General features: G+C 63.7%; 17 protein-coding genes and 1 pseudogene. 8 read left to right on the top strand and 10 right to left on the bottom strand.

What is annotated here, in order from left to right; genetic code table 11:
• Positions 1-17 precede the first annotated feature (17 nt).
• A complete protein-coding gene (locus EN824_RS22375; protein ID WP_189522209.1) occupies positions 18-1,442 on the top strand; it encodes a sodium:proton antiporter in 1,425 nt (474 codons plus the stop codon).
• On the opposite strand, the gene EN824_RS22370 is transcribed toward EN824_RS22375, so the two are convergent.
• The 8 genes and pseudogenes from EN824_RS22370 to gcvA all read right to left on the bottom strand — a co-directional run bounded on the left by EN824_RS22370 (position 1,443) and on the right by gcvA (position 10,238).
• The gene (locus EN824_RS22370) at positions 1,443-2,150 is read right to left on the bottom strand and encodes an ABC transporter ATP-binding protein (RefSeq protein WP_135862614.1); all 708 of its coding nucleotides are present in this window, start codon (positions 2,148-2,150) and stop codon (positions 1,443-1,445) included.
• A complete protein-coding gene (locus EN824_RS22365) occupies positions 2,147-2,872 on the bottom strand; it encodes an ABC transporter ATP-binding protein (protein WP_135862617.1) in 726 nt (241 codons plus the stop codon). Before EN824_RS22365 ends, EN824_RS22370 begins: the two co-directional genes overlap by 4 nt.
• Positions 2,869-3,831, bottom strand: a complete 963-nt coding sequence (locus EN824_RS22360; RefSeq protein WP_135862619.1) for a branched-chain amino acid ABC transporter permease — start codon at positions 3,829-3,831, stop codon at positions 2,869-2,871. Before EN824_RS22360 ends, EN824_RS22365 begins: the two co-directional genes overlap by 4 nt.
• A complete protein-coding gene (locus tag EN824_RS22355) occupies positions 3,828-4,709 on the bottom strand; it encodes a branched-chain amino acid ABC transporter permease (protein ID WP_127871277.1) in 882 nt (293 codons plus the stop codon). The genes EN824_RS22360 and EN824_RS22355 overlap by 4 nt, the downstream gene beginning before the upstream one ends.
• A gap of 221 nt (positions 4,710-4,930) precedes the next feature.
• A complete protein-coding gene (locus EN824_RS22345; protein WP_127278104.1) occupies positions 4,931-6,235 on the bottom strand; it encodes an ABC transporter substrate-binding protein in 1,305 nt (434 codons plus the stop codon).
• 157 nt (positions 6,236-6,392) lie between these two features.
• Positions 6,393-7,778, bottom strand: a complete 1,386-nt coding sequence (locus EN824_RS22340; protein ID WP_189522208.1) for a hypothetical protein — start codon at positions 7,776-7,778, stop codon at positions 6,393-6,395.
• 64 nt (positions 7,779-7,842) lie between these two features.
• Positions 7,843-9,147, bottom strand: coding sequence for a nicotinate phosphoribosyltransferase (gene pncB / locus EN824_RS22335; RefSeq protein WP_127278105.1), 1,305 nt, complete (start codon positions 9,145-9,147; stop codon positions 7,843-7,845).
• Between the two features lie 119 nt (positions 9,148-9,266).
• Positions 9,267-10,238, bottom strand: a pseudogene (gene gcvA / locus EN824_RS22330) (transcriptional regulator GcvA).
• 210 nt (positions 10,239-10,448) lie between these two features.
• On the opposite strand from gcvA, the gene speB reads away from it, so the two are divergent.
• The 5 genes from speB to EN824_RS22305 all read left to right on the top strand — a co-directional run bounded on the left by speB (position 10,449) and on the right by EN824_RS22305 (position 14,428).
• Positions 10,449-11,510, top strand: coding sequence for an agmatinase (speB, locus tag EN824_RS22325; RefSeq protein WP_127279980.1), 1,062 nt, complete (start codon positions 10,449-10,451; stop codon positions 11,508-11,510).
• Positions 11,511-11,591: 81 nt separating this feature from the next.
• Positions 11,592-12,401 (top strand): transporter substrate-binding domain-containing protein, encoded by an 810-nt coding sequence (locus EN824_RS22320; protein WP_127279979.1) that lies wholly within the window; start codon positions 11,592-11,594, stop codon positions 12,399-12,401.
• Between the two features lie 6 nt (positions 12,402-12,407).
• Positions 12,408-13,064, top strand: coding sequence for an amino acid ABC transporter permease (locus tag EN824_RS22315; RefSeq protein WP_127279978.1), 657 nt, complete (start codon positions 12,408-12,410; stop codon positions 13,062-13,064).
• Positions 13,061-13,708, top strand: a complete 648-nt coding sequence (locus EN824_RS22310) for an amino acid ABC transporter permease (protein ID WP_127279977.1) — start codon at positions 13,061-13,063, stop codon at positions 13,706-13,708. Before EN824_RS22315 ends, EN824_RS22310 begins: the two co-directional genes overlap by 4 nt.
• A 285-nt stretch (positions 13,709-13,993) precedes the next feature.
• Entirely contained in the window at positions 13,994-14,428 is a 435-nt protein-coding gene (locus EN824_RS22305; RefSeq protein ID WP_127279976.1) for a peptidylprolyl isomerase, read from the top strand.
• 224 nt (positions 14,429-14,652) lie between these two features.
• Here EN824_RS22305 and EN824_RS22295 read toward each other — a convergent pair whose 3' ends face one another.
• Together EN824_RS22295 and EN824_RS22290 are read right to left on the bottom strand one after the other, a co-directional pair.
• Entirely contained in the window at positions 14,653-15,009 is a 357-nt protein-coding gene (locus EN824_RS22295) for a VOC family protein (protein WP_127279975.1), read from the bottom strand.
• A 163-nt stretch (positions 15,010-15,172) separates the two neighbouring features.
• Positions 15,173-16,576, bottom strand: coding sequence for an MATE family efflux transporter (locus EN824_RS22290; protein WP_135932712.1), 1,404 nt, complete (start codon positions 16,574-16,576; stop codon positions 15,173-15,175).
• Between the two features lie 243 nt (positions 16,577-16,819).
• Between EN824_RS22290 and EN824_RS22285 the strand changes: the two genes are divergently transcribed.
• Both EN824_RS22285 and EN824_RS22280 read left to right on the top strand, forming a co-directional pair.
• Positions 16,820-17,737, top strand: coding sequence for an AraC family transcriptional regulator (locus EN824_RS22285; protein ID WP_127871272.1), 918 nt, complete (start codon positions 16,820-16,822; stop codon positions 17,735-17,737).
• A gap of 241 nt (positions 17,738-17,978) precedes the next feature.
• Positions 17,979-19,250 carry an extracellular solute-binding protein gene (locus EN824_RS22280; RefSeq protein WP_127279278.1) on the top strand — a complete coding sequence of 424 codons (1,272 nt, stop codon included), beginning with the start codon at positions 17,979-17,981 and terminating at the stop codon, positions 19,248-19,250.
• Positions 19,251-19,353: the final 103 nt, after the last annotated feature.

Below are 19,353 nucleotides of genomic sequence, written 5' to 3'. Positions count from 1 at the left end.
CGGGCAGAGGGGGATGCATGCCGATGGCGATCGGGGCGGCCGGCGCGATCATCGTCGCGCTGCTGTTTCCGGCATCGGCCTTGGCGGCAGAAGAGCATGGCCTGCCGGGCGCCGCCATGTCGCTCTGGTGGGCGCTGCCTTTTGCCGGACTGCTCCTGTCGATCGCCACCGGTCCGCTGCTGTTCCACCATGTCTGGGAACACCACTACGGCAAGATCGCTGCCTTGTGGGCGGCGCTGGTGATCGTGCCGCTCGCGGTCGCCTTCGGCACCCCGGCGGCAACCGAGGCGGTGCTGCACGCGCTGCTCACCGAATACATGTCGTTCATTGTCCTGCTGTTTGCGCTCTACACGATTTCAGGCGGCATCCTGCTTGCCGGCAACATCCACGGGACACCGCTGGTCAATGCCGGACTGCTGGTCGTCGGGGCGGCGCTTGCCTCGGTGATCGGCACGACGGGCGCCTCGATGATCCTGATCCGGCCGATCCTGCGCGCCAACGACAACAGGCCTTTCAATGCCCATGTCGTCATCTTCTTCATTTTCCTGGTGTCCAACATTGGCGGCTCGCTGACGCCGCTCGGCGACCCGCCGCTGTTCGTCGGCTTCCTGCGCGGCGTCGATTTCTTCTGGACGACCGCCAATCTCTGGCGCGAGACGCTGTTCGTCGTGGTGGTCGTGCTCGCCGTCTTCCTGGCGATCGACCTCATCCTGCACCGGCGCGAGGCCGGGGCACCGAAGATCAAGGACCCAACACCGGACACGAAAGTGCGCCTGCGCGGCCTGGCCAACGTCCCGCTGCTGGCCGGTGTGATCGGCGCCATCCTGCTGTCGGCGGCCTGGAAGCCGGACGTGAGCTTTTCCGTGTTCGGCGTCGGTCTCGAACTGCAGAACCTGGTACGCGACGCGATCATCCTCGCGCTGGCCCTGCTATCGCTTCCCCTCTCCTACAAGAGCCACCGTCAAGCAAACGGCTTCAACTGGGGACCGATCGCGGAAGTGGCCAAGTTGTTTGCCGGCATCTTTATCTGCATCGTTCCGGTCGTCGCCATTTTGAGAGCCGGCCATGACGGCGCGCTGGCGCCGCTGGTCGCGCTCGTCACCTCGGCGCAAGGCACACCCAACGACCTCGCCTATTTCTGGCTGACCGGGGCGCTGTCGTCCTTCCTCGACAATGCGCCGACCTATCTGGTGTTTTTCGAGCTGGCCGGCGGCGACCCCCAACACCTGATGACGGAGTTCGCCTCGACGCTTGCCGCGATCTCGGCGGGCGCTGTGTTCATGGGCGCCAACACCTATATCGGCAACGCGCCCAACTTCATGGTCTATGCCATTGCCAGGCATCGTGGCGTCAAGATGCCGGGCTTCTTCGGCTATATGCTGTGGTCCGGGCTGGTGCTGATTCCGACCTTCTTGATCGCCGGCTTTCTGTTTCTCGGTTGATCAGCCGACACCGACATAGCGCCTGACCGCTGACGGGTCGGCGCGCAGGGCGTCGACATCGACGGTCTCGCGGTTGCGGCCGTTCTCGATGAACGAGACTCGGTCGGCGACCGACAACACAGCGTCGACCCGCTGCTCGACCAGGATGGTGGAGACGCCCAGCTCGCGCAGCTTCGATACAGTCTCGCGGATCTTGGCGATCATGGACGGCATCAACCCTTCGGTCGGTTCGTCGAGCAAAAGCACCTGCGGCTCGAGACAGAGCGCACGCGCCATGGCCAGCATCTGCTGCTCGCCGCCGGACAAGGTGCCGGAGCGCTGCCGCAGCCGCTGGCGCAGCAGCGGGAAAAGGTCGAGGACGTTCTCGCGTGTCGCCTTGCCCTTGCCGCGCGCCATCAGCCCGATCTCGATGTTTTCAGCCACCGTCATCTCGGCGAACAGCCGCCTTCCCTGCGGTACATAGGCGACGCCGGCCTTCGGTACTTCATGCGCCGGCAGGCCGGTCAACTCCCGGCCGGCGAGCCTGATCGAGCCGCCATTCGCGGGAACCAGGCCCATGATCGCCTTCAGCGTCGTCGTCTTGCCGGCGCCATTGCGGCCGAACAGGCACAGCACCTCGCCCTTGTTCAGCACGAGATCGAGCCCGTAGAGCACCTGGACCTCGCCATAGAAGCAGTCCAGCCCCGAGATCACCAATGCATCGGTCATGGGGCGGTCCCCAGATAGGCGTCCTGCACCGCCGCGTCGTTTCGGATCGCTTCGGGCGCGCCCTCGGCCAGGATCCTGCCGGCGTTGAAGACGGTGATGCGGTCAGCCAGATGCATGACCACAGGCATGTTGTGCTCGATCAGCAGCACGGTGGCGCTCTTGGCGATGTCGCGTACCAGCTCGACGAAATTGTCGATCTCGCTATCGGCAAGGCCTTGCGTCGGCTCGTCGAGGATCAGCAGGCGCGGTTTCAGCGCCAGGCCCATCGCCACTTCGAGCAACCGCTGATGCCCGTAGGACAATTGCCCGGCCGGCATATGGGCGCGGCCGGCCAGCCCAGTGCGTTCGAGCGCCGACATGACGCCGGCGCGCACCGCACCCTTCGAGCGGCCGTCGCTCAGCGTGCGCTGCACCGGCAGCGCGACATTGTCATAGGCGCTCAGGTTGGCGAAGACGCTGGTGATCTGGAAGGTGTAGGCGATGCCCTGGCGGACCCTGACATAGGCCGGCAGGCCGGTGATGTCGGCGCCGTCGAAGAGGATCGCTCCCGAAGATGGCCGGATGCGGCCGCTGACCAGGCTGACGAAAGTGGTCTTGCCTGCCCCGTTGGGGCCGATGACGGCGCGGATTTCTCCGGGCATCAAGGTGAAGTCGACGCTGTCGACGGCGCGCAGGCCGCCGAAATTGCGCGACAGGCCCTTGGTGGTCAAAAGCGGCGTCATGGCAGCCATCCGAGCCAGCGCTGGCGGATGCTGCCGAGAATGCCCTTGGGGAAGAACAGCACCAGCAGGATCAGCGCGATGCCGACGATCAGCAGATAGGCCGATGTGTAGCCGCTGGTGACGTCGATGACATAGTACATGAACAGCGTGCCGATCAGCGGTCCGAGCGTCGTGGCGGCACCCCCGAGCAGCACCCACAGCAGCGGCAGGATCGAGTATTGCACCGAGGCGAAGCTCGAGCCGACATAGCCGAACAGCAGCGCGTAGGCGGCACCCGAGGCAGCGCAGATCGTGCCGGAGACGACGACGGCGGCGAGCTTGTTGGAGAAGGTGTCGTAGCCCAGCATCTTCGTGCGTTCTTCGTTCTCGCGGATGGCGACCAACACGCGGCCATAGCGGGACCGGACGATGGCGAGCGTGATCAGCAGCACGAGCGAGAACAGCGACAGCGCGCAGATATAGCGCACGGTCGGGTTGGTGAGGTCGAGCGAGGTTGCACCGAAAGAGAGGACCCGCGCCGGCTGCGGCACCACCATGCCCTGGTCGCCCCCGGTCCAAGCCGCGAAATAGAGGATGGCGAGATAAAACACCTGGGCGAACATCATGGTGACGATCATGAAGGCGACACCCGTGGTGCGCAGCGCCAGAAGGCCAATGATCAGGGAGAGGACGGCACCACAACCGAGACCGGCGCCGAATGCCGCGGGCACGCTCCAGCCGAGCTGGATGACGGCGAGCCCGGCGCCATAGAGCCCGGCGCCGAAGAACATGGCGTGGCCCAAACTGAGCAGGCCGACATAGCCGAACAGCATGTTGTAACCCATGGCAAAGACCGCCAGCACCATGATGCGGGCGAGCACGCCGTGATAGTACTCCGGCAAAAGGAAGCTCAGCACGAAGAGCAGGGCGATGGCGCCGAGATGCAGCGCGTAGGCCTTTGCCGGCGAAGCTTCGCTCATCGCGATGCCGTCCCGAACAGGCCTTGCGGCCGGAACACCAGCACCATGGCGACCAGCAGCGTGGCGATGATCTTGGCCAAGGTCGGCGAGAAGAACATCGAGATGATGCCGTCGGACAGGCCGATCAGCACGGCGGCGACGACGGTGCCGCGCAGCGAGCCGAGGCCGCCGATGATGACGACGATGAAGGACAAGAGCAGCGGGTCCTGTCCCATCAGGTAGTGCGCCTGGCTGATCGGCACGATCAGCACCGCAGCGATCGCCGCCAGCATGGCGCCAAGCGCGAAGACGCCGCCATAGACGCGGCCGACAGAGATGCCGAAGGCTTGCGCCGTCTCGCTGTCGTACTGCGTGGCGCGCATGATGAGGCCGATCTTCGTGCGCGTCAGCACCAGCCATGTCGCGATCAACAGGACAGCGGATGCGGCGATGATCGACAGCTTGTAGCCGGAATAGCCGAACCACGGCAGAAGGATGCGATAGCTGAAGGGCGGCTCCACCGGCCGCGCTTCGGGACCATAGAAAGTTAACGCCAGCTGCTGGATGATGTAGAGCATGCCGATGGTGGCGACGATGGTGGCTTCAGGGTTGTAATTGAGCCGGCGCAGCACCAGCCGTTCGGCGACCACCGCGACGGCGCCGACGATCAGTGGCGCGATCACCAGCGCCGCCAGGAAGCCGAGCGCGGGGTGGCCGCCGATTGCTGATGTGATCGCCCAGGCAAGCACGGCGCCGAGCATGAAGAACTCGCCGTGGGCGACGTTGACGACACGCATGACGCCGAACACCAGCGACAAGCCCAGCGCCGTCAGCGCCAGCACGGCCGAGGTGACGAGGCCTTCGAGGGTTGCCAGGAGGAGATGAGGTCCGAAGTGCATTGATTACACGCTTGATAGGGCGGCGCGAAGCGCCCCCCTCTGCCCTGCCGGACATCTCCCCCTCAAGGGGGGAGATTGGCGGTACCTGCGACGGCTCTTTTTTTCCATCGTCTGCGATTGGCGAAACCCGCCGTAAAATCCAATCTCCCCCCTTGAGGGGGAGATGTCCGGCAGGACAGAGAGGGGGGCCTGGGCGCTCACGCTTGCTGGAAAAGCAACGCCTACAGCGCCTGCGTCGTGTAATCCCCTTCGGCCTCGTAAAGCCCGTCCTCGATCTTGGTCTTGTGCACGACCTTGAGCTTGCCGCCTTCGACCTTGGAGATGTTCTGGATGCCAAAGCACTGATGAATCTTGCCGTTGAAGGTTTTCGGCCCTTGCGGATGCTCAGGCCCTTCGGCGAATTCCTTCAGCGCTTCGGTCGCCTCGACCAGCTTGGCGCGATCTTCCGGTCCCTTGTAGCCGGCGTCTTCCATCGCCTTCTTGACGACGTAGAGCGTCTCCCAGCAGCCGAACATGTGCGCGGCGGTGGAGACATCCTTGGGATCGCCGACAGCGGCGCCATTGTCGTCGATGCCGACGGCGGCGCGATAGGCTTTCTGCGCGGCGGAATCATCCGGTTGCGCATAGCGCGGCGAGCCCTCCCAAAAGTGGCTGCCGTCGAGGAATTCCAGGCCGGGGCTATTGATGTCGGTGGCTTCGAGCGAATCGATGAAACCGAACAATTGCGGCCGGTTGGAGCCGTAGAATTCGCCGAGTTCCTTGACGAAGGTGAGCACCGCCGGTCCGACCATGACATGGTAGATCACCTCGGTCTCGGCCGGGATCTGCGGGAAATATTTGGTGAAGGACGATTCCGTCGGCGGAATGGCGATCTGGGCAATCACCTCGGCGCCTTGCGCCTTCAGCGCCGGCGGCAGGTAGTCGCGATGGTCGTAGCCGAAGGCGAAATCGGGGAATATCTGCGTCACCTTCTTGCCGGCATTGGCGGCGATCCACGGCGCCATCGACTGGATCTGGCTCTTCACATCGGTGATGCCGGGCTGGAAGACGTAACGGTTGAGCTTGGTCGAGGCGACGTGGTGGCCTTCGCTGACGACGAAATAGGGCATCTTGGCTTCGCCGGCGGCGGGCGCCGAGCCGATGACGACATGCGAGAACAGCGTGCCGAAGACGATGTCGGTCTTGTGCTGTGTGGCGAACTTGCCGACCACCTCGGCGCCGCGGCCAGGATCGGTGCCGTCATCCTCGATGATGACCTCGACCTGACGGCCATTGATGCCGCCGGCGGCATTGATCGCCTTGATCGCGGCGGCGGTGGTCTTCTCATACCAGCGGCCATAGGCGGCGCCGATGCCGGTTCGGTGCGACTGGAAACCGATCTTGATCGGCGCCGAGCTTTGCGCCTGGGAATAGCGGACAAAGCCGGGCGCCATGGCGAGACCGGCGCCGGCGGCGAGACCCTTCAGCGCATTGCGGCGGGTAAGTGTGGTTTTGGAGAGGTCGAAAAATCCGTTCTTGTCAGTCACGTTCGTTCCCCTGTTTTTGCGTTTTGACCAACGATAAGGCGGCTCGAACATCCTCGGCAAGAGGATGCAAAATTGCATGTGTACAAACTAAATCACCAAAGGCTTGGCCTGGCAAGCGAGCTTTCCGTGGGGGCAAGCCCGCACGGGATGGCTTGTCTCATCCGACCGTCGGCGTGGCAAGCAGCCAAAGACCGAAAATGGTGTAGGCGATCATCAAAACAGTGAGCGGAAACTGGCTGAGCGCGGCGCGAGTGGGCTGGGGATGCAGGCGCCAGGCAAAGCCGTGGGCGACGAGAACCGCCAGCACATGGCCAAGGATGATGGCGCTGGCCTGGACATTCCACAGCCACCATGCGGAGCCGGCGCCGGCAACGATGCCGGCTTCGACCTGCATGTCGGCGGTGCCGAACAGGTTCCAGCCCAGCGCGAATGGATCGGACAGGGAGGCCAAAGCATACTGGCCGTCGACCAGCAGCGCCGTCAGATAGTGCGCGACATGATAGGCGAGCGCGATCGGCACGATCGACCACACCAGCAGTCCCGCCGACTGGGCGAGAGACCGATCGCTGCGGGCAAGACGCTGGCCGAGAAAGACGGCGAGAAGGAACACCGCTGTCAGCAGCGCGAATGTCATACCGAGTCCCAGCGTGCCGCTGTCGATCACCGCCGTGCGGCCGGGAAATTCCAGCGGGTTGATGCCGAACAGGCCGAGCCAGAAGAAGGTTTTCGACAGGCCGTCGAACGAGACCGACGACAGAGCGAGCAGCAGGAACGCCATGCCGCTGGCCGGCAAGGGTTCGGCCGTGAGCAGCTTGGCACCTGGCCAGCACAGCGCGAGCCGGCCGTCATCGTCGCGCGCGACCGGCGCGAAGCGCGACACCATCGAGAAGAAGATGCCGAGGAATTCGCCGCCGCGGCTCCACTTGTCGTAGCCGAACACCAGCATGGCGACAAAAGTAACCAGCCAATAGAGGCCGGCGGCAAAGGCAAGCCGTGCCGGATCGTCCGGCGCCGGATCGATGAGTTCGAACCAGGCAAAGGCCAGGAACAGGATGACGGCCGGCCAGCAGCCAAGCCATTGCGGAAGTTGCCTGGCCACCTCATCGCCTTTGCCCGTCAGGCGGGACAGCAGGCGCCACGGGCCGTACCACGGGTTGAGCCACGACCAGAGATCGCCGAACACGCCTTGCAGCAGGGTCAGCCCGGCCCATAGCAGCGTCCACACCACCAAAGGCAGCGGATTGGAAAGCGGATCGCGGCTCCCGATGAAGCCGGCGGTGATGAGGATTGCCAAGCCGGCAAAGGAAATCAGGCTGATAACGATCCGGGCGCCGTCGCTGAATGTGAAAAGCGGCAGGCGCCGACGCCAGAAACGGTCGAGGGTGTCGGGCGGCAGCAGGGCAAGGACAAGGAAGCTGACGGCCACCGCGAACGCGCCGCCGATCAGGTAGTAGCCGGTCGGAAGGAGGAGGACGTGGCCACGGTCGGAGGCGTGGGCGAAGGCAGGAGTGGGTAAGACGAGCCCCAAAGCGGCAGACAGCAACGCTAATGACCAGCGACAGCCCTCTACGGCGGAACTCGACCTCTCCAAGATCCCGCCTACCTCCTCACACCTTGACCAGTTGCTCCACGCGATCCTTAGCGCCAAAAATCCGCAAATACCGCTCGATCTCCTTGAGATCGCCGGTCGCCTTGGCCGGGTTGTCGGACAGTTTCACCGCCGGCCTGCCATTGGCCTCGGTCACCTTGCAGACCAGCGATATGGCATCGAGGCTGTTGGTCTCCGTCGGCGCACAGCCTTCGAAATCATTGGTCAGGTTGGTGCCCCAGCCGAAGGACATGCGCACCTTGCCTTTGAAGTGGCGGTAGGTTTCCTCGATGCTCTCCACCTCGAGCCCGTCGGAGAAGATCAGCAGCTTCTGCCTGGGGTCCTTGCCCTTCTCGCGCCACCAGTCGATGATTTTTTCGCCGCCCTCGATCGGCGGCGCGCTGTCGGGACGGAAGCCCGTCCAGTCGGCGACCCAGTCCGGCGCGTCGCGCAGGAAGGAAGCGGTGCCGAAGGCGTCGGGCAGCACGATCAGCAGATTGCCGCCATAGTAACGCTGCCAATCCTGCAGCACCTTGTAGGGTGACTGCTTCAGCTCTTTTTCCGAATTGGCGAGTGCCGCAAACACCATCGGCAGTTCATGCGCGTTGGTGCCGAGCGCTTCGAGGTCGTTGTCCATGGCCAGAAGCACATTGGAGGTGCCGGTGAAGGCTTCGCCAATGCCTTCCTTCAGCGCCTCGACGCACCAGCGCTGCCACAGGAAGGAATGGCGCCGCCGGGTGCCGAAATCGGAAATGCGGATGCCGGGCAGCGCCTTCAGCCGTTCGGTCTTGGCCCACATCTTGGCCTTGGCGCGGGCATAGAGCACGTCGAGCGCGAACGGCCCGAACGACCGCAATGCGGCCCGCGAACGCAATTCGTTGATGATGGCGAGCGCGGGGATCTCCCACAGCGTGGTGTACATCCACGGGCCGGAGAAGGAGAGCTCGTACTGGCCGTCATGCCTGGAGAGCTCATAATCGGGCAGCCGGAAGCCTTCCAGCCAGGCGAGGAATTCCGGTTCGAAAATCTGCTTGCGGCCGTAGAAATTGTTGCCGCCGAGCCAGATCATCTCCTTCTTGGAGAAGCGCAGCGTGCGGGCATGGTCGAGTTGTTCGCGCAACTCGCCTTCGTCGATCTCGTCGGCGAGCCGCACCGAGGTGGTGCGGTTGATCAGCGAAAAAGTGGCATCGACCTTGGGATACATTCCCCAGATCATCTGCAGCATCAAAAGCTTGTAGAAGTCGGTGTCGAGCAGGCTGCGCACGATCGGGTCGAGCTTCCAAGTGTGGTTATAGACGCGCCGTGCAATATCGGTCTTGGCCATGTCTCGTTACCGCCTTCGCTGCCCTGCCACCACAATAGCGACAGGCCTCATAGCATCGAATTGACCAAAACGCTGCCCGCTTTCAGGTTGGCCCGACAAAAAGAAAGCCCTGCGTGCGGCTACGAGGGTTTGCCGCCCATCACCTTGAGCGCTGGACGTTTACGGCGGGTGACGAGGCGGCCCGCCACGGGGGCGCCGGCGCGGCCGTCATCCCCGGCCTTCTCGGCGAACAGCCAGTCCATGAACACCTGCACGATCGGCGTCGCCCGCATTTCGTTGCGGCAAACGACATAGAAATCATCGACCGCGGGCACCGACAGGCTGAACGGAGCGACCAGCATGCCCCTGGCCAGCAGCGCGCTTGCCGTCACCGAGTCGCCCAGCGCCACGCCATGGCCGTGCACCGCGGCCTCCGCCGTCATGCGCGCATCGCCGAGATGATGGCGCCGACCGCGCTCCAGGTCCAGCGCGTCGGCGGCGGCCAGCCAGGTGTGCCACTCGCGGCCATCGTCACCATGCAGCAAGACATGGTCGGCGAGGTCGCGAACATTGCGGATCGGCCGGTTGTTGATCAGCGTCGGGCTGACCACCGGGAACAGCTCCAGGCCCGACCATTTGCGCATCCAGCAATCGGTCCAGCTGCCATCGCCTTAGTGCACGCAGACATCGATATGCGGCGCCCGGATATCCCTTGGGTCGTTGGAGGGGATGAGCGTCAGCTGGATATCAGGATATTGCGCGGTGAAGCTGCCGAGCCTCGGCGTCATCCACAAAAGCAGCAGCGCCGGCACGCAGGACACCGACAGCGCGCCGCTGCTTGCCGGCCGCGTCAGCCTTTGCGTTGCGGCGGCGATGCCGTCGAAGGCCGTCGACACCGCCGGCAAAAGTTCGGCGCCATGCGGGGTCAACTTGACCCGCTGGCCGATGCGTTCGAACAGCTTGACGCCGAGCGATTGCTCCAGCGCCTTGATCTGGTGGCTGACGGCGCCATGCGTGACATTCAGCTCACTCGCCGCCTTGGTCAGCGAGGCATGGCGCGCCGTGGCCTCGAAGGCGCGCAGCGGGTTGAGAGGTGGCAGGCGCTTGGCCATGGGCGCTCGGCTTCATTGTGAGATTTTCTCACAGAAACCACCCTAACAATATCAATTGCTTTTTCAATGCGGCTGCCGGACACTTTTGCCTGGAACAACATCAAGACGTGAAATCTGCATTCAGCCAGCGGGACAGCGGCCCGGCCGGATGACGGTCGGTTCGCCCGAGATCACCGACGGCAACACTGCATCACCTGAGGAGGAGCGGATATGGGATACGATCGCGGCAAGCTCGACGCGCTGCGTCGCAAATATGGCGAGAGCCATGGCGGCGAGATGTTCGACCCGAAATTCCGCAAGGTCGCCGACAAGATCTTTTCCAAGAGCGGCACGCGGCTGGCGCCCTATTCCGGCATCCCGACGTTCCTCACGGCGCCTTATCGCGAAATCGCCGCTGACAATCCGGACTTTGGTGACCTGCAGGTGGCGATCATTGGCGTGCCGATGGATCTTGGCGTCACCAACCGGCCGGGCTCGCGCTTCGGGCCGCGCGCATTGCGGGCCATCGAGCGCATCGGCCCCTACAATCATGTGCTGGAATGCGCGCCGACGCATGAGCTCAGGGTCGCCGACATCGGCGACGTTCCGTTCCAGAGCCGCTACAGGCTGGAGACCAGCCATGAGGATATCGAGCGGCGCATCAATCAGATCGTCGACGCCGGTGTCATCCCATTGTCGGTCGGTGGCGACCACTCGATCACGCACCCGATCCTGAAGGCTGTCGGCAAGAAGGCGCCGGTCGGGCTCATCCACATCGACGCCCATTGCGACACCAGCGGGCTGTTCGACCTGACCAAATTCCACCACGGCGGACCGTTCCGCAACGCGGTGCTGGACGGCGTGCTCGACCCGACGCGCACCATCCAGATCGGCATACGCGGCGCCGCCGAGTATCTGTGGGAGTTCACCTACGAGTCCGGGATGACCGTGGTCCATGCCGAGGAGGTGACCGGGCTCGGCATTCCCGCCATCATCGAGAAGGCGCGCAAGATCGTTGGCCATGGCCCGACCTATGTGTCCTTCGACATCGACAGCGTCGATCCGGCCTTCGCGCCGGGCACCGGCACGCCAGAAGTCGGCGGGCTGACCACGCGCGAAGTGCTCGAGCTGCTGCGCGGCCTCAAGGGCCTCAACATCGTCGGCGGCGACGTCGTCGAGGTGGCGCCGCAATATGACGCGACCACCAACACCGCGCATGCCGGCGCGCAGGTGCTGTTCGAGATCCTGAGCCTGATGGTGTTCAGCCCGGCCCTCGCCGGCAAGGGAGCCTGACGGCCGGAAAGCAAAGGCGGCCGCCGCGCTGGAGCCGGCGGCCGACCCAAACAATCAAAAGCATCCAGAAGGGGAATGACAATGACAATCCGATCGACGTTCAAATCATCCATCGCCGCCGTCCTGGTCCTGGGCGCGGCAGGTCTCGGCCTCGCCACGCAGGCGGCCAAGGCCGACGCGCTGGCCGATATCACCAAGGCCGGCACCATCAATGTCGGCGTTTTCGCCGACTTCCCGCCTTTCTCCTCGGCCAGTGCCGACATGAGCCTCAAGGGCTACGACATTGATGTCGCGCAGTACATCGCCGACACGCTCAAGGTGAAGCTCAACACCGTGGCCGTCACCGGCCAGAACCGCATCCCTTACCTCAACGACCACCGCGTCGACATCCTGATGAGCGTCGGCTACTCGAAGGAACGCGAGCAGGTCATCGACTTCGCCGCCGCCTACGCGCCGTACTACATCGCGGTGATCGGTCCGGCGGCGATGTCGGTGAAGGGCAAGGAAGACCTTGCCGACAAGTCGATCGCCGTCAATCGCGGCACGCTGGAAGACACCTCGCTCACCGAGGCAGCGCCCGCTTCTGCCGACATCAAGCGCTTCGACAACTACAATTCGGTGATCCAGGCCTTCATTTCCGGCCAGACCCAGTTGATGGTCGTCGGCAACGATGTCGGCGCCCAGGTTCTGGCGAAGCAGGACGTGCTGAAGCCGGAACAGAAGTTCCAGCTTCTGACCTCGCCCTCGCATATCGGCCTCAACAAGAATGAGGATGCCCTCAAGAAGGCCGTCAACGATGCCGTCGCCAAGATGCTGGCTGACGGCAAGCTGGATGAAAGCTCGAAGGCCTGGCTGAAGACGCCGCTCAACCCCGACAACCTCAAGGATTGAGCTGCCGTGGCCTTCGGCTGGCTTCCAGGTGCCGTGAGCGACATCGCCCACGGCGCCGCCACGACGATCCTTTTGATCGCCGTGACAACGCTGGCGGGAACGCTGCTCAGCATCCTGGGGGCCGCCGGACGGCGAAACGGTCCCGCTCTGCTGCGCCACGCCATCGCCTGGTATGTCGAGGTGATGCGCAACACGCCTTTCCTGGTGCAGCTGTTTTTCATCTTCTTCGGTCTGCCGAGCCTCGGCATCAGGCTCGACCCGATCCTCGCGGCCATGCTGGCGATGACGCTCAACATGGCCGCCTATACGATCGAAATCGTCGGCGCCGGGCTCGACGCGGTGCCGCACGGGCAGACGGAAGCGGCGCTGGCACTCGGGCTGCGGCCGCGCCAGGTGTTCATCAAGATCGTACTGCCGCAGGCGCTCAAGGTGATTTATCCCGCGCTGACCAGCCAGATCGTCATCATGATGCTGGAGTCGGCCGTCGTGTCGCAGATCGCCGTGCGCGAGCTGACCTATGAGGCCGACATGCTGCAGGCGCGCACTTTTCGCTCGTTCGAGACCTATTTCGTCGTGACGCTGGTCTATCTCGCCCTGTCGATGGCCCTGCGCCGGCTGCTGGTCACCGGCGGGCGCCGCGCGCTCGGAGCTGGCGTGTCATGATCGAGTTCACCCTCTGGGACATCGTGCGCAACCTGCTGCTGGCCACACGCTGGACGGTGCTGTTGTCGCTGGCTGCCTTTGTCGGCGGCGCCGTGGTCGGGATGGCGGTGCTGTTCCTGCGGATTTCCAGGAACAAATGGAGCCGGCGCCTTGCCTCCGGCTATATCGCGCTGTTCCAGGGAACGCCGCTGTTGATGCAGCTCTTCCTGATGTTCTTCGGTCTGCCGATGCTCGGCCTACGCATCGAGCCCTGGACGGCGGCCGTGCTCGGCCTGACCTTCTTCGCCAGCGCCTATCTGGCCGAGATCTGGCGCTCCGGTGTCGACGCGCTGCCGCTTGGTCAATGGGATGCCGGAGCCAGCCTCGGCCTGCACTATCTGCAGGAACTCAGGCTGATCATCCTGCCGCAGGCGTTCGCCATCACCCGCGCGCCGACCGTCGGGTTCCTGGTGCAATTGATCAAGTCGACAGCGCTGACCTCGATCATCGGCTTCGAGGAGCTGGTGCGGACCTCGAACGCCATCAACAACGCCACTTTCGAGCCGTTCAAAGTCTACGGACTGGTGGCGCTCATCTTCTTCGTCATGTGCTTTCCACTGACGCAATATGCGCGCAGACTTGAGAAGCGAGCGTCGGCGATCTGAGCCGCGAGAGCACGTTGCGTTGGCCAACATCGACCGCGACTACATTGAGTGATTTCGGTGGTGGCTTGACCTGCGCTGAAGGCCGGCGGCGGGCATTATCGCGCAGGCCGCACGCGAATGAAGGCGGCACATGGAGAAGCCGTTTGGCAGCTCCAGCGCTTTACATCTGCAGCCGGTCACCTAGTTTTAGAGTTTCGCGCCGCGCACTTTGGTGCGTGGATGATCGAAAACGGGACCGTGACCTCTGGCCGGTCCCCTCAAAAAGCTCCCAAAAGGATAACTGCCATGACACAGGCCAAGAATGGCGACACCGTGCGCATCAATTATACTGGATGTCTGGCCGACGGCACTCAATTCGACGCTTCCGGCGGCGAACCGTTGCAATTCACCCTGGGTGAAGGGCAGGTGATCTCCGGTCTTGAAACCCATGTCGAGGGCATGGAGGTCGGCGCGAAAAGCACCGTCACCGTTCCCGCCGAAGCCGCCTATGGCCCCCACCGCCCCGAAGCGGTCATGACCATCGACCGCGCCCGCGTGCCGGATAACATCAATGTCGATATCGGTACCCGATTGCAGGTCAGAACCAGCGAGGGGCGCCCCATGCCGGTAACGGTCGTCGGCGTGAACGACGCCAGCGTCAAGCTAGACGGCAATCATCCGTTGGCCGGAAAGGACCTGGTGTTCGACGTTGAACTGGTCGAGATCGTCCAGGCGGCGTAGTTCCGGCGTCAACGGGATGAATCACGACTGAAAGTTCGGTGTTCTTCGTCGCGGTGGCGGCGCTGGTGTTCGGGTCGATCGCCGGGTTCGGCGATATCCGCAGGCTGCTCTGCGCGACGTCGTCGGACGGCAACTGATTGAGCCAGACGAAAACGGGAATTGCCCAACCAATGGCAAGGACCAGGAATGACAAGGTGAACGCAATCACCCGGCGTTGGGGCCCCTCATCGTGCTTGGGTGGCGCCGGGTGGCTCGGCCAGGGTGAGCTGATTGCCGTCCGGATCGCGAATATGCGCCACCCTGCCGAAATCGCCGGCTTTTTCTTTTCCCAGGGTCAGGCCCACGCGTTCCAGCGATGCACGGGCCTTGTCCATGTTTGGCACGACGATCGTGCACATGCTTGATCCAGCGTTGCTTTCATTGAGAAATATCTGGATGTTTGCGCCCGCGACGCCACGCCACTGGATCAGGCTGTCCATGGGACGGTCGTCCGGCCGGCGTTCGAACAGGAGTGTGTAAAAGCGCTCCGACGCTGCCATATTCGTCGTGGCCAGAGCGGCGTAAATACCTTGGATATCCATCGTGTGCCTCAATCCTGATTGAAATCCGCCAACGCTTGAACATTGAGTGAGTTCCGCATTTGGCGCGATTTCGGCAGGTCTGGCGTCTCGGCGCTTCTGATAGCGCCATTTGATGAGCAGCGATGTTGAGCCATGCGGCCCTTTGCTATCGGCACCCGTGGTCTCAATGTCCGAACGCCAGCGACGGCGCGATGCGGTCGCGCCGCAGCCAGCGCGCCAGAAGCAGCGCCGCCACCACGGCCAGCCCCGATGACAGGCCGATCCAGATGCCGACGCCGTGGAAGCCGAAATGGAAGGCGAGCAGCACGCCGAGCGGCAGGCCGACGCCCCAGTAGCCGATCGCGGCATAGATCATCGGCACCTTGGTGTCGTGCAGGCCGCGCAGCATGCCGGCGGCAACCGCCTGCGCGCCGTCGAAGACCTGGAACAGGGCGGCAAAGACCAGGAACGACACGGCAAGCGCGATCACCCTGGCATTGGCGGGATTGCCCAGGTCGATGAAGGCGCTGATCAGGAGATGCGGCCAAAGCACCATCACCAGCCCCATCAGCGCCATGAACGAAACGCCGATGACGAAGGCGGTCCAGCCGGCACGCGACACGCCCTCGGGATTGCCGGCGCCATGCGCCAGTCCGACCCGAACCGTCACCGCCTGGTTGAGGCCGAGCGGGACCATGAAGGAGATCGAGGCGATCTGGATGGCGATCGCGTGCGCGGCCAGCGAATCGGCGTCGATCAGGCCCATCAGCAGCGCCGCCGCGTTGAAGATCGTCACCTCGAAGGCGAGGATGCCGGCGATCGGCAGGCCGAGCCGCAGCAGGCCCTTGAAGCGCGGCCAGTCGGACCGCCAGAAGCGGCCGAACAGATGGTAGCGCCGGAACTTCTTCTCCCACATCACCACGACAGCCATGCCGACGAACATCAGCGTGCTGGACAGCGAGGTGGCAAGGCCCGAGCCGGCGATGCCCATCGCCGGAACACCCAGATTGCCGAACATGAACACCCAGTTCGCAAACACGTTGAAAGCCACGGCGACGAAGACGATGACCAGCGCCCAGCCCGGCCGCTCGAGCGCCGAGATGAACGAACGCAGCACGATGTAGCCGTAGAAGGGCAGCACCGCCCATTCGAGCCAGCGCAGATAGATGCCGGCCTGATGCGCCAGCGCGGGCTCCTGCCCCATCGCCAGCAGGATGGCCTCGCCGTGCCAGAGAACGAGCCAGATCGGGATCGAGATCAGGATTGCCAGCCAGAGGCCCTGGCGCACGGTGCGGCGCAGGTCGCGCACGGAATGGCGGCGGCGGCCAAGCTCGGTGGCGATCATCGGCGAGGTCGCCAGCATCAGGCCGAGGCCGAAGATCAGCGGCATGAAATAGAGGTTGGCGCCAAGCGCGCCGCTGGCCAGCGTATCGGCACCGAGGCGCCCCATCATCATGACGTCGGTCGCGGTCATCGCCGTCTGGCCGAGATTGGTCAGCACCATCGGCCAGGCCAGCGCCAGCGTCGCCCTGATTTCCTGGCGCCAAAGATTTTCCGGCGCGCGGGCGCCGGCTTCGATCGCGGACATTGTCCTGCTCTTTCAAGGTTGCGGCGCATCGGCAAAGAGCCGGAAGCCGCATTGCAAACGGCAAAACCTTCGGTTTCGCGGCGTTTGCGCCGTCTATTGAACGAAATGCGACATGAAGGCAAGGGAGGAGGCGCGTGAACAGATTGAGCCAGCGGCTTTGCCCGGCAGGCGTCGCCTCGTTCCCTTGCCGGCCGGGGGCTGCTACGGATTGGACATTGGCAACCGGCGAATGTGGGAGGCAGGATGGCGTTCAGGCGCAGAAAGAACCCGGCCGCGATCCCGCGCACGGTGCCTTCCTTCGAGCATATCGTCACCGAGGCGAGCGACAGTTTCCTGTGGCGCCTCGACGACTATCCCTGGGAGCGCAATGTCTGGAATTTTCATCCGGAATACGAGATCCATCTGCTCAGGAAGTCCTCCGGCGTCGTGCTGGTCGGCGACCATATCGGCGAGTTCGGCCCGGGCTACCTGACCATCGTCGGCGGCGGCCTGCCGCATGACTGGGTCACCGCGGTGCAGCCGGACGAATTGATCGAGGGCCGTGACATCGTGCTGCAATTCGATCCCGAGCGGCTGCGCGGATCGGCGGGATTGTTGCCGGAACTGCGCGAACTGGAGCCGTTCCTGGAGCGGTCGCTGCGCGGCATCGTCTTCCACGGCCGAACCGCGCTTGAAGGCGCCGCGCTCATGGAGCGGATGGGCACGGTGCAGGGGCTCGCCCGCCTCTGCCTGTTCCTCGAACTGGTCGACCTGCTGGCCAGGACCGACGAATACGAGCTGTTGTCGTCGCCGGATTTCTCGCCGGTTCTCGACGCCGCTTCGCTCGATATCATCCAGCGCACGCTGACCTATCTGTTCCAGCACTTCGCCGAGGATCTCAAACTGCCTGACATGGCCGATCTGGCCGGCATGACTGAAAGCACTTTCTCGCGCTTCTTCCAGAAGAACACCGGCAATTCGTTCAGCGACCATCTTGCCAAGCTCAGGCTCTGGCAGGCCTGCAAGCTTCTGGCCGATACCGACGTCCCGATCACCGATATCTGTTTCCAGGTCGGCTACATGAACATCTCCAATTTCAACCGCGCCTTCCTGCGCAAGCACAAGATGACGCCGTCATCCTATCGCAAGCTGTCGCGACAGCGTCTGGCGATGCGCGCATAAGCGCTTCCTGAATCATCGTTTTGGACCAGATCGATACTCGTGTGACAGGCTCCCCATAAGGAGGCCGGCTTTTGCGTTGCACAATGCATAAAAGTACAGGTCTGCTGCAACGGGGCTTCTAGCTTGGCCCATCGCAACCGCGCATTTTGGCGATGGGTGGCAAGTCGTTCGGGCGATGGTGAGGATCGCGTAACCCGAGGACCTGCGCTTCCCGCGACGTATTCCTGGAGGAGAAAAGATCATGAAACCAGTTCGGCTCGCTGCCAGCCTCGGCGCAGCTTTCGTGCTTTCCGCTACCGTCTCAACCCTTGCCCTGGCGCAGGCGCCGGTCTGCTCGGCGCCGGTCAAGGTGCTGGCGCAGCCGCGTGACGGCCTGACGCTTCTGGAGGACTCCAAGGCCGAGTTCGAGAAGCTCTCCGGCGCGAGCTTCAAGATCGACTATCTGAACGAGAACGACCGGCGGGCGAAGTCGCGCGCGGACGCCTCCACGGTCGGCAACTACAACGTCTACTATGTCGATGAAGCGAACGTGGCGCTGTTCGCCTCGTCGAAATGGATCGTGCCGCTGACCGATTATTATCCGGCTGATTATGACTATGCCGACTTCGACCCCGGCCGCCAGAAGGTTGCCACCTATGACGGCAAGGTCTGGTTCGCACCGCTGACCGGCGGCGGCGACCTGATGGTCTACCGCAAGGACGTGCTGGAGGCCGCCGGCATCCAGCCGCCGAAAACGCTGGACGAGCTGATCGCTGACGTGCCGAAACTGACCAACGCCGACAAGGGCATGTACGGCATCGCGCTGCGTGGCGCGCGCGGCTCGGGCGCCAATGTCTGGCGCTGGATGCCGTTCTTCAAGGCCTATGGCGGCAAATGGTTCGACGGCGACAAGCCGGCCTTCAATTCGGACGCCGCCGTCAAGGCAACCGAGACCTATCTGAAACTGTTCAAGGATTCCGCTCCTGGCACGCAGACCGGCAGCTGGGATGAATCGACCGGCGCCTTCCTGTCGGGCCAGGTCGCGATCCTGGTCGAATCGACGCCGCTTTCGGGCATGGCGGTTGATCCGAAGACCTCGCAAGTGGTCGGCAAGATCGGCTTCCTGCCGCCACCCTCGCCGCTTCCCGGCGGCGGCTACGGCCATGGCCTCGCCATTGCTGCAAAAGCCAATGCCGACGACGCTTCGAAGAAATGCGCCGGCCTGTTCATCGCCTGGGCAACGTCGAAGGAAAACGAGAAGCGCCGGCTCGACGCCCACCAGTTCGGTGAGCTGAACCGCACCAGCATCCTGTCCAGCAAGGAGTTCGCCGATATCTACGGCGCCGATCTCGGCCAGGCGCTGGCCGAAACCGGCAAGGTGACGGCTGTCAACTTCTGGCAGGACCCGCGCTGGCCTGATCTCGGCGACCGCTGGGGCATTATCCTCGAGGAGCTGATCGCCGGCACACGCACCGACGTCAAGGGCAGCCTCAACGAGCTCGAGGCCTATGCCAATGAGCTGGTGAAGAAATAGCCCCCTCCCTCTTGCGGCGCGCGGTCCCAAGCATTCCCGGAAAATGCCGGGACCTGTGCGTCGCAGGAGGGCCTGCCTTTCCCTGAAACATCCGCGTGCCGGT

The organism is Mesorhizobium sp. M8A.F.Ca.ET.181.01.1.1, assembly GCF_004792025.1.
Taxonomy (GTDB): Bacteria; Pseudomonadota; Alphaproteobacteria; order Rhizobiales; family Rhizobiaceae; genus Mesorhizobium.
The sequence above is the reverse complement of the archived record's forward strand: the minus strand, read 5'-3'. Positions and strand labels throughout refer to the sequence as shown.

Coding starts and splice junctions, on each gene's coding strand:
- EN824_RS22320 (WP_127279979.1), top strand. CDS start 11,592: ATGACAATCCGATCGACGTTCAAATCATCCATCGCCGCCGTCCTGGTC.
- pncB (WP_127278105.1), bottom strand. CDS start 9,147: ATGGCCAAGACCGATATTGCACGGCGCGTCTATAACCACACTTGGAAG.
- EN824_RS22290 (WP_135932712.1), bottom strand. CDS start 16,576: ATGTCCGCGATCGAAGCCGGCGCCCGCGCGCCGGAAAATCTTTGGCGC.
- EN824_RS22295 (WP_127279975.1), bottom strand. CDS start 15,009: ATGGATATCCAAGGTATTTACGCCGCTCTGGCCACGACGAATATGGCA.
- EN824_RS22285 (WP_127871272.1), top strand. CDS start 16,820: ATGGCGTTCAGGCGCAGAAAGAACCCGGCCGCGATCCCGCGCACGGTG.
- EN824_RS22310 (WP_127279977.1), top strand. CDS start 13,061: ATGATCGAGTTCACCCTCTGGGACATCGTGCGCAACCTGCTGCTGGCC.
- EN824_RS22305 (WP_127279976.1), top strand. CDS start 13,994: ATGACACAGGCCAAGAATGGCGACACCGTGCGCATCAATTATACTGGA.
- EN824_RS22360 (WP_135862619.1), bottom strand. CDS start 3,831: ATGAGCGAAGCTTCGCCGGCAAAGGCCTACGCGCTGCATCTCGGCGCC.
- EN824_RS22355 (WP_127871277.1), bottom strand. CDS start 4,709: ATGCACTTCGGACCTCATCTCCTCCTGGCAACCCTCGAAGGCCTCGTC.
- EN824_RS22365 (WP_135862617.1), bottom strand. CDS start 2,872: ATGACGCCGCTTTTGACCACCAAGGGCCTGTCGCGCAATTTCGGCGGC.
- EN824_RS22370 (WP_135862614.1), bottom strand. CDS start 2,150: ATGACCGATGCATTGGTGATCTCGGGGCTGGACTGCTTCTATGGCGAG.
- EN824_RS22280 (WP_127279278.1), top strand. CDS start 17,979: ATGAAACCAGTTCGGCTCGCTGCCAGCCTCGGCGCAGCTTTCGTGCTT.
- speB (WP_127279980.1), top strand. CDS start 10,449: ATGGGATACGATCGCGGCAAGCTCGACGCGCTGCGTCGCAAATATGGC.
- EN824_RS22375 (WP_189522209.1), top strand. CDS start 18: ATGCCGATGGCGATCGGGGCGGCCGGCGCGATCATCGTCGCGCTGCTG.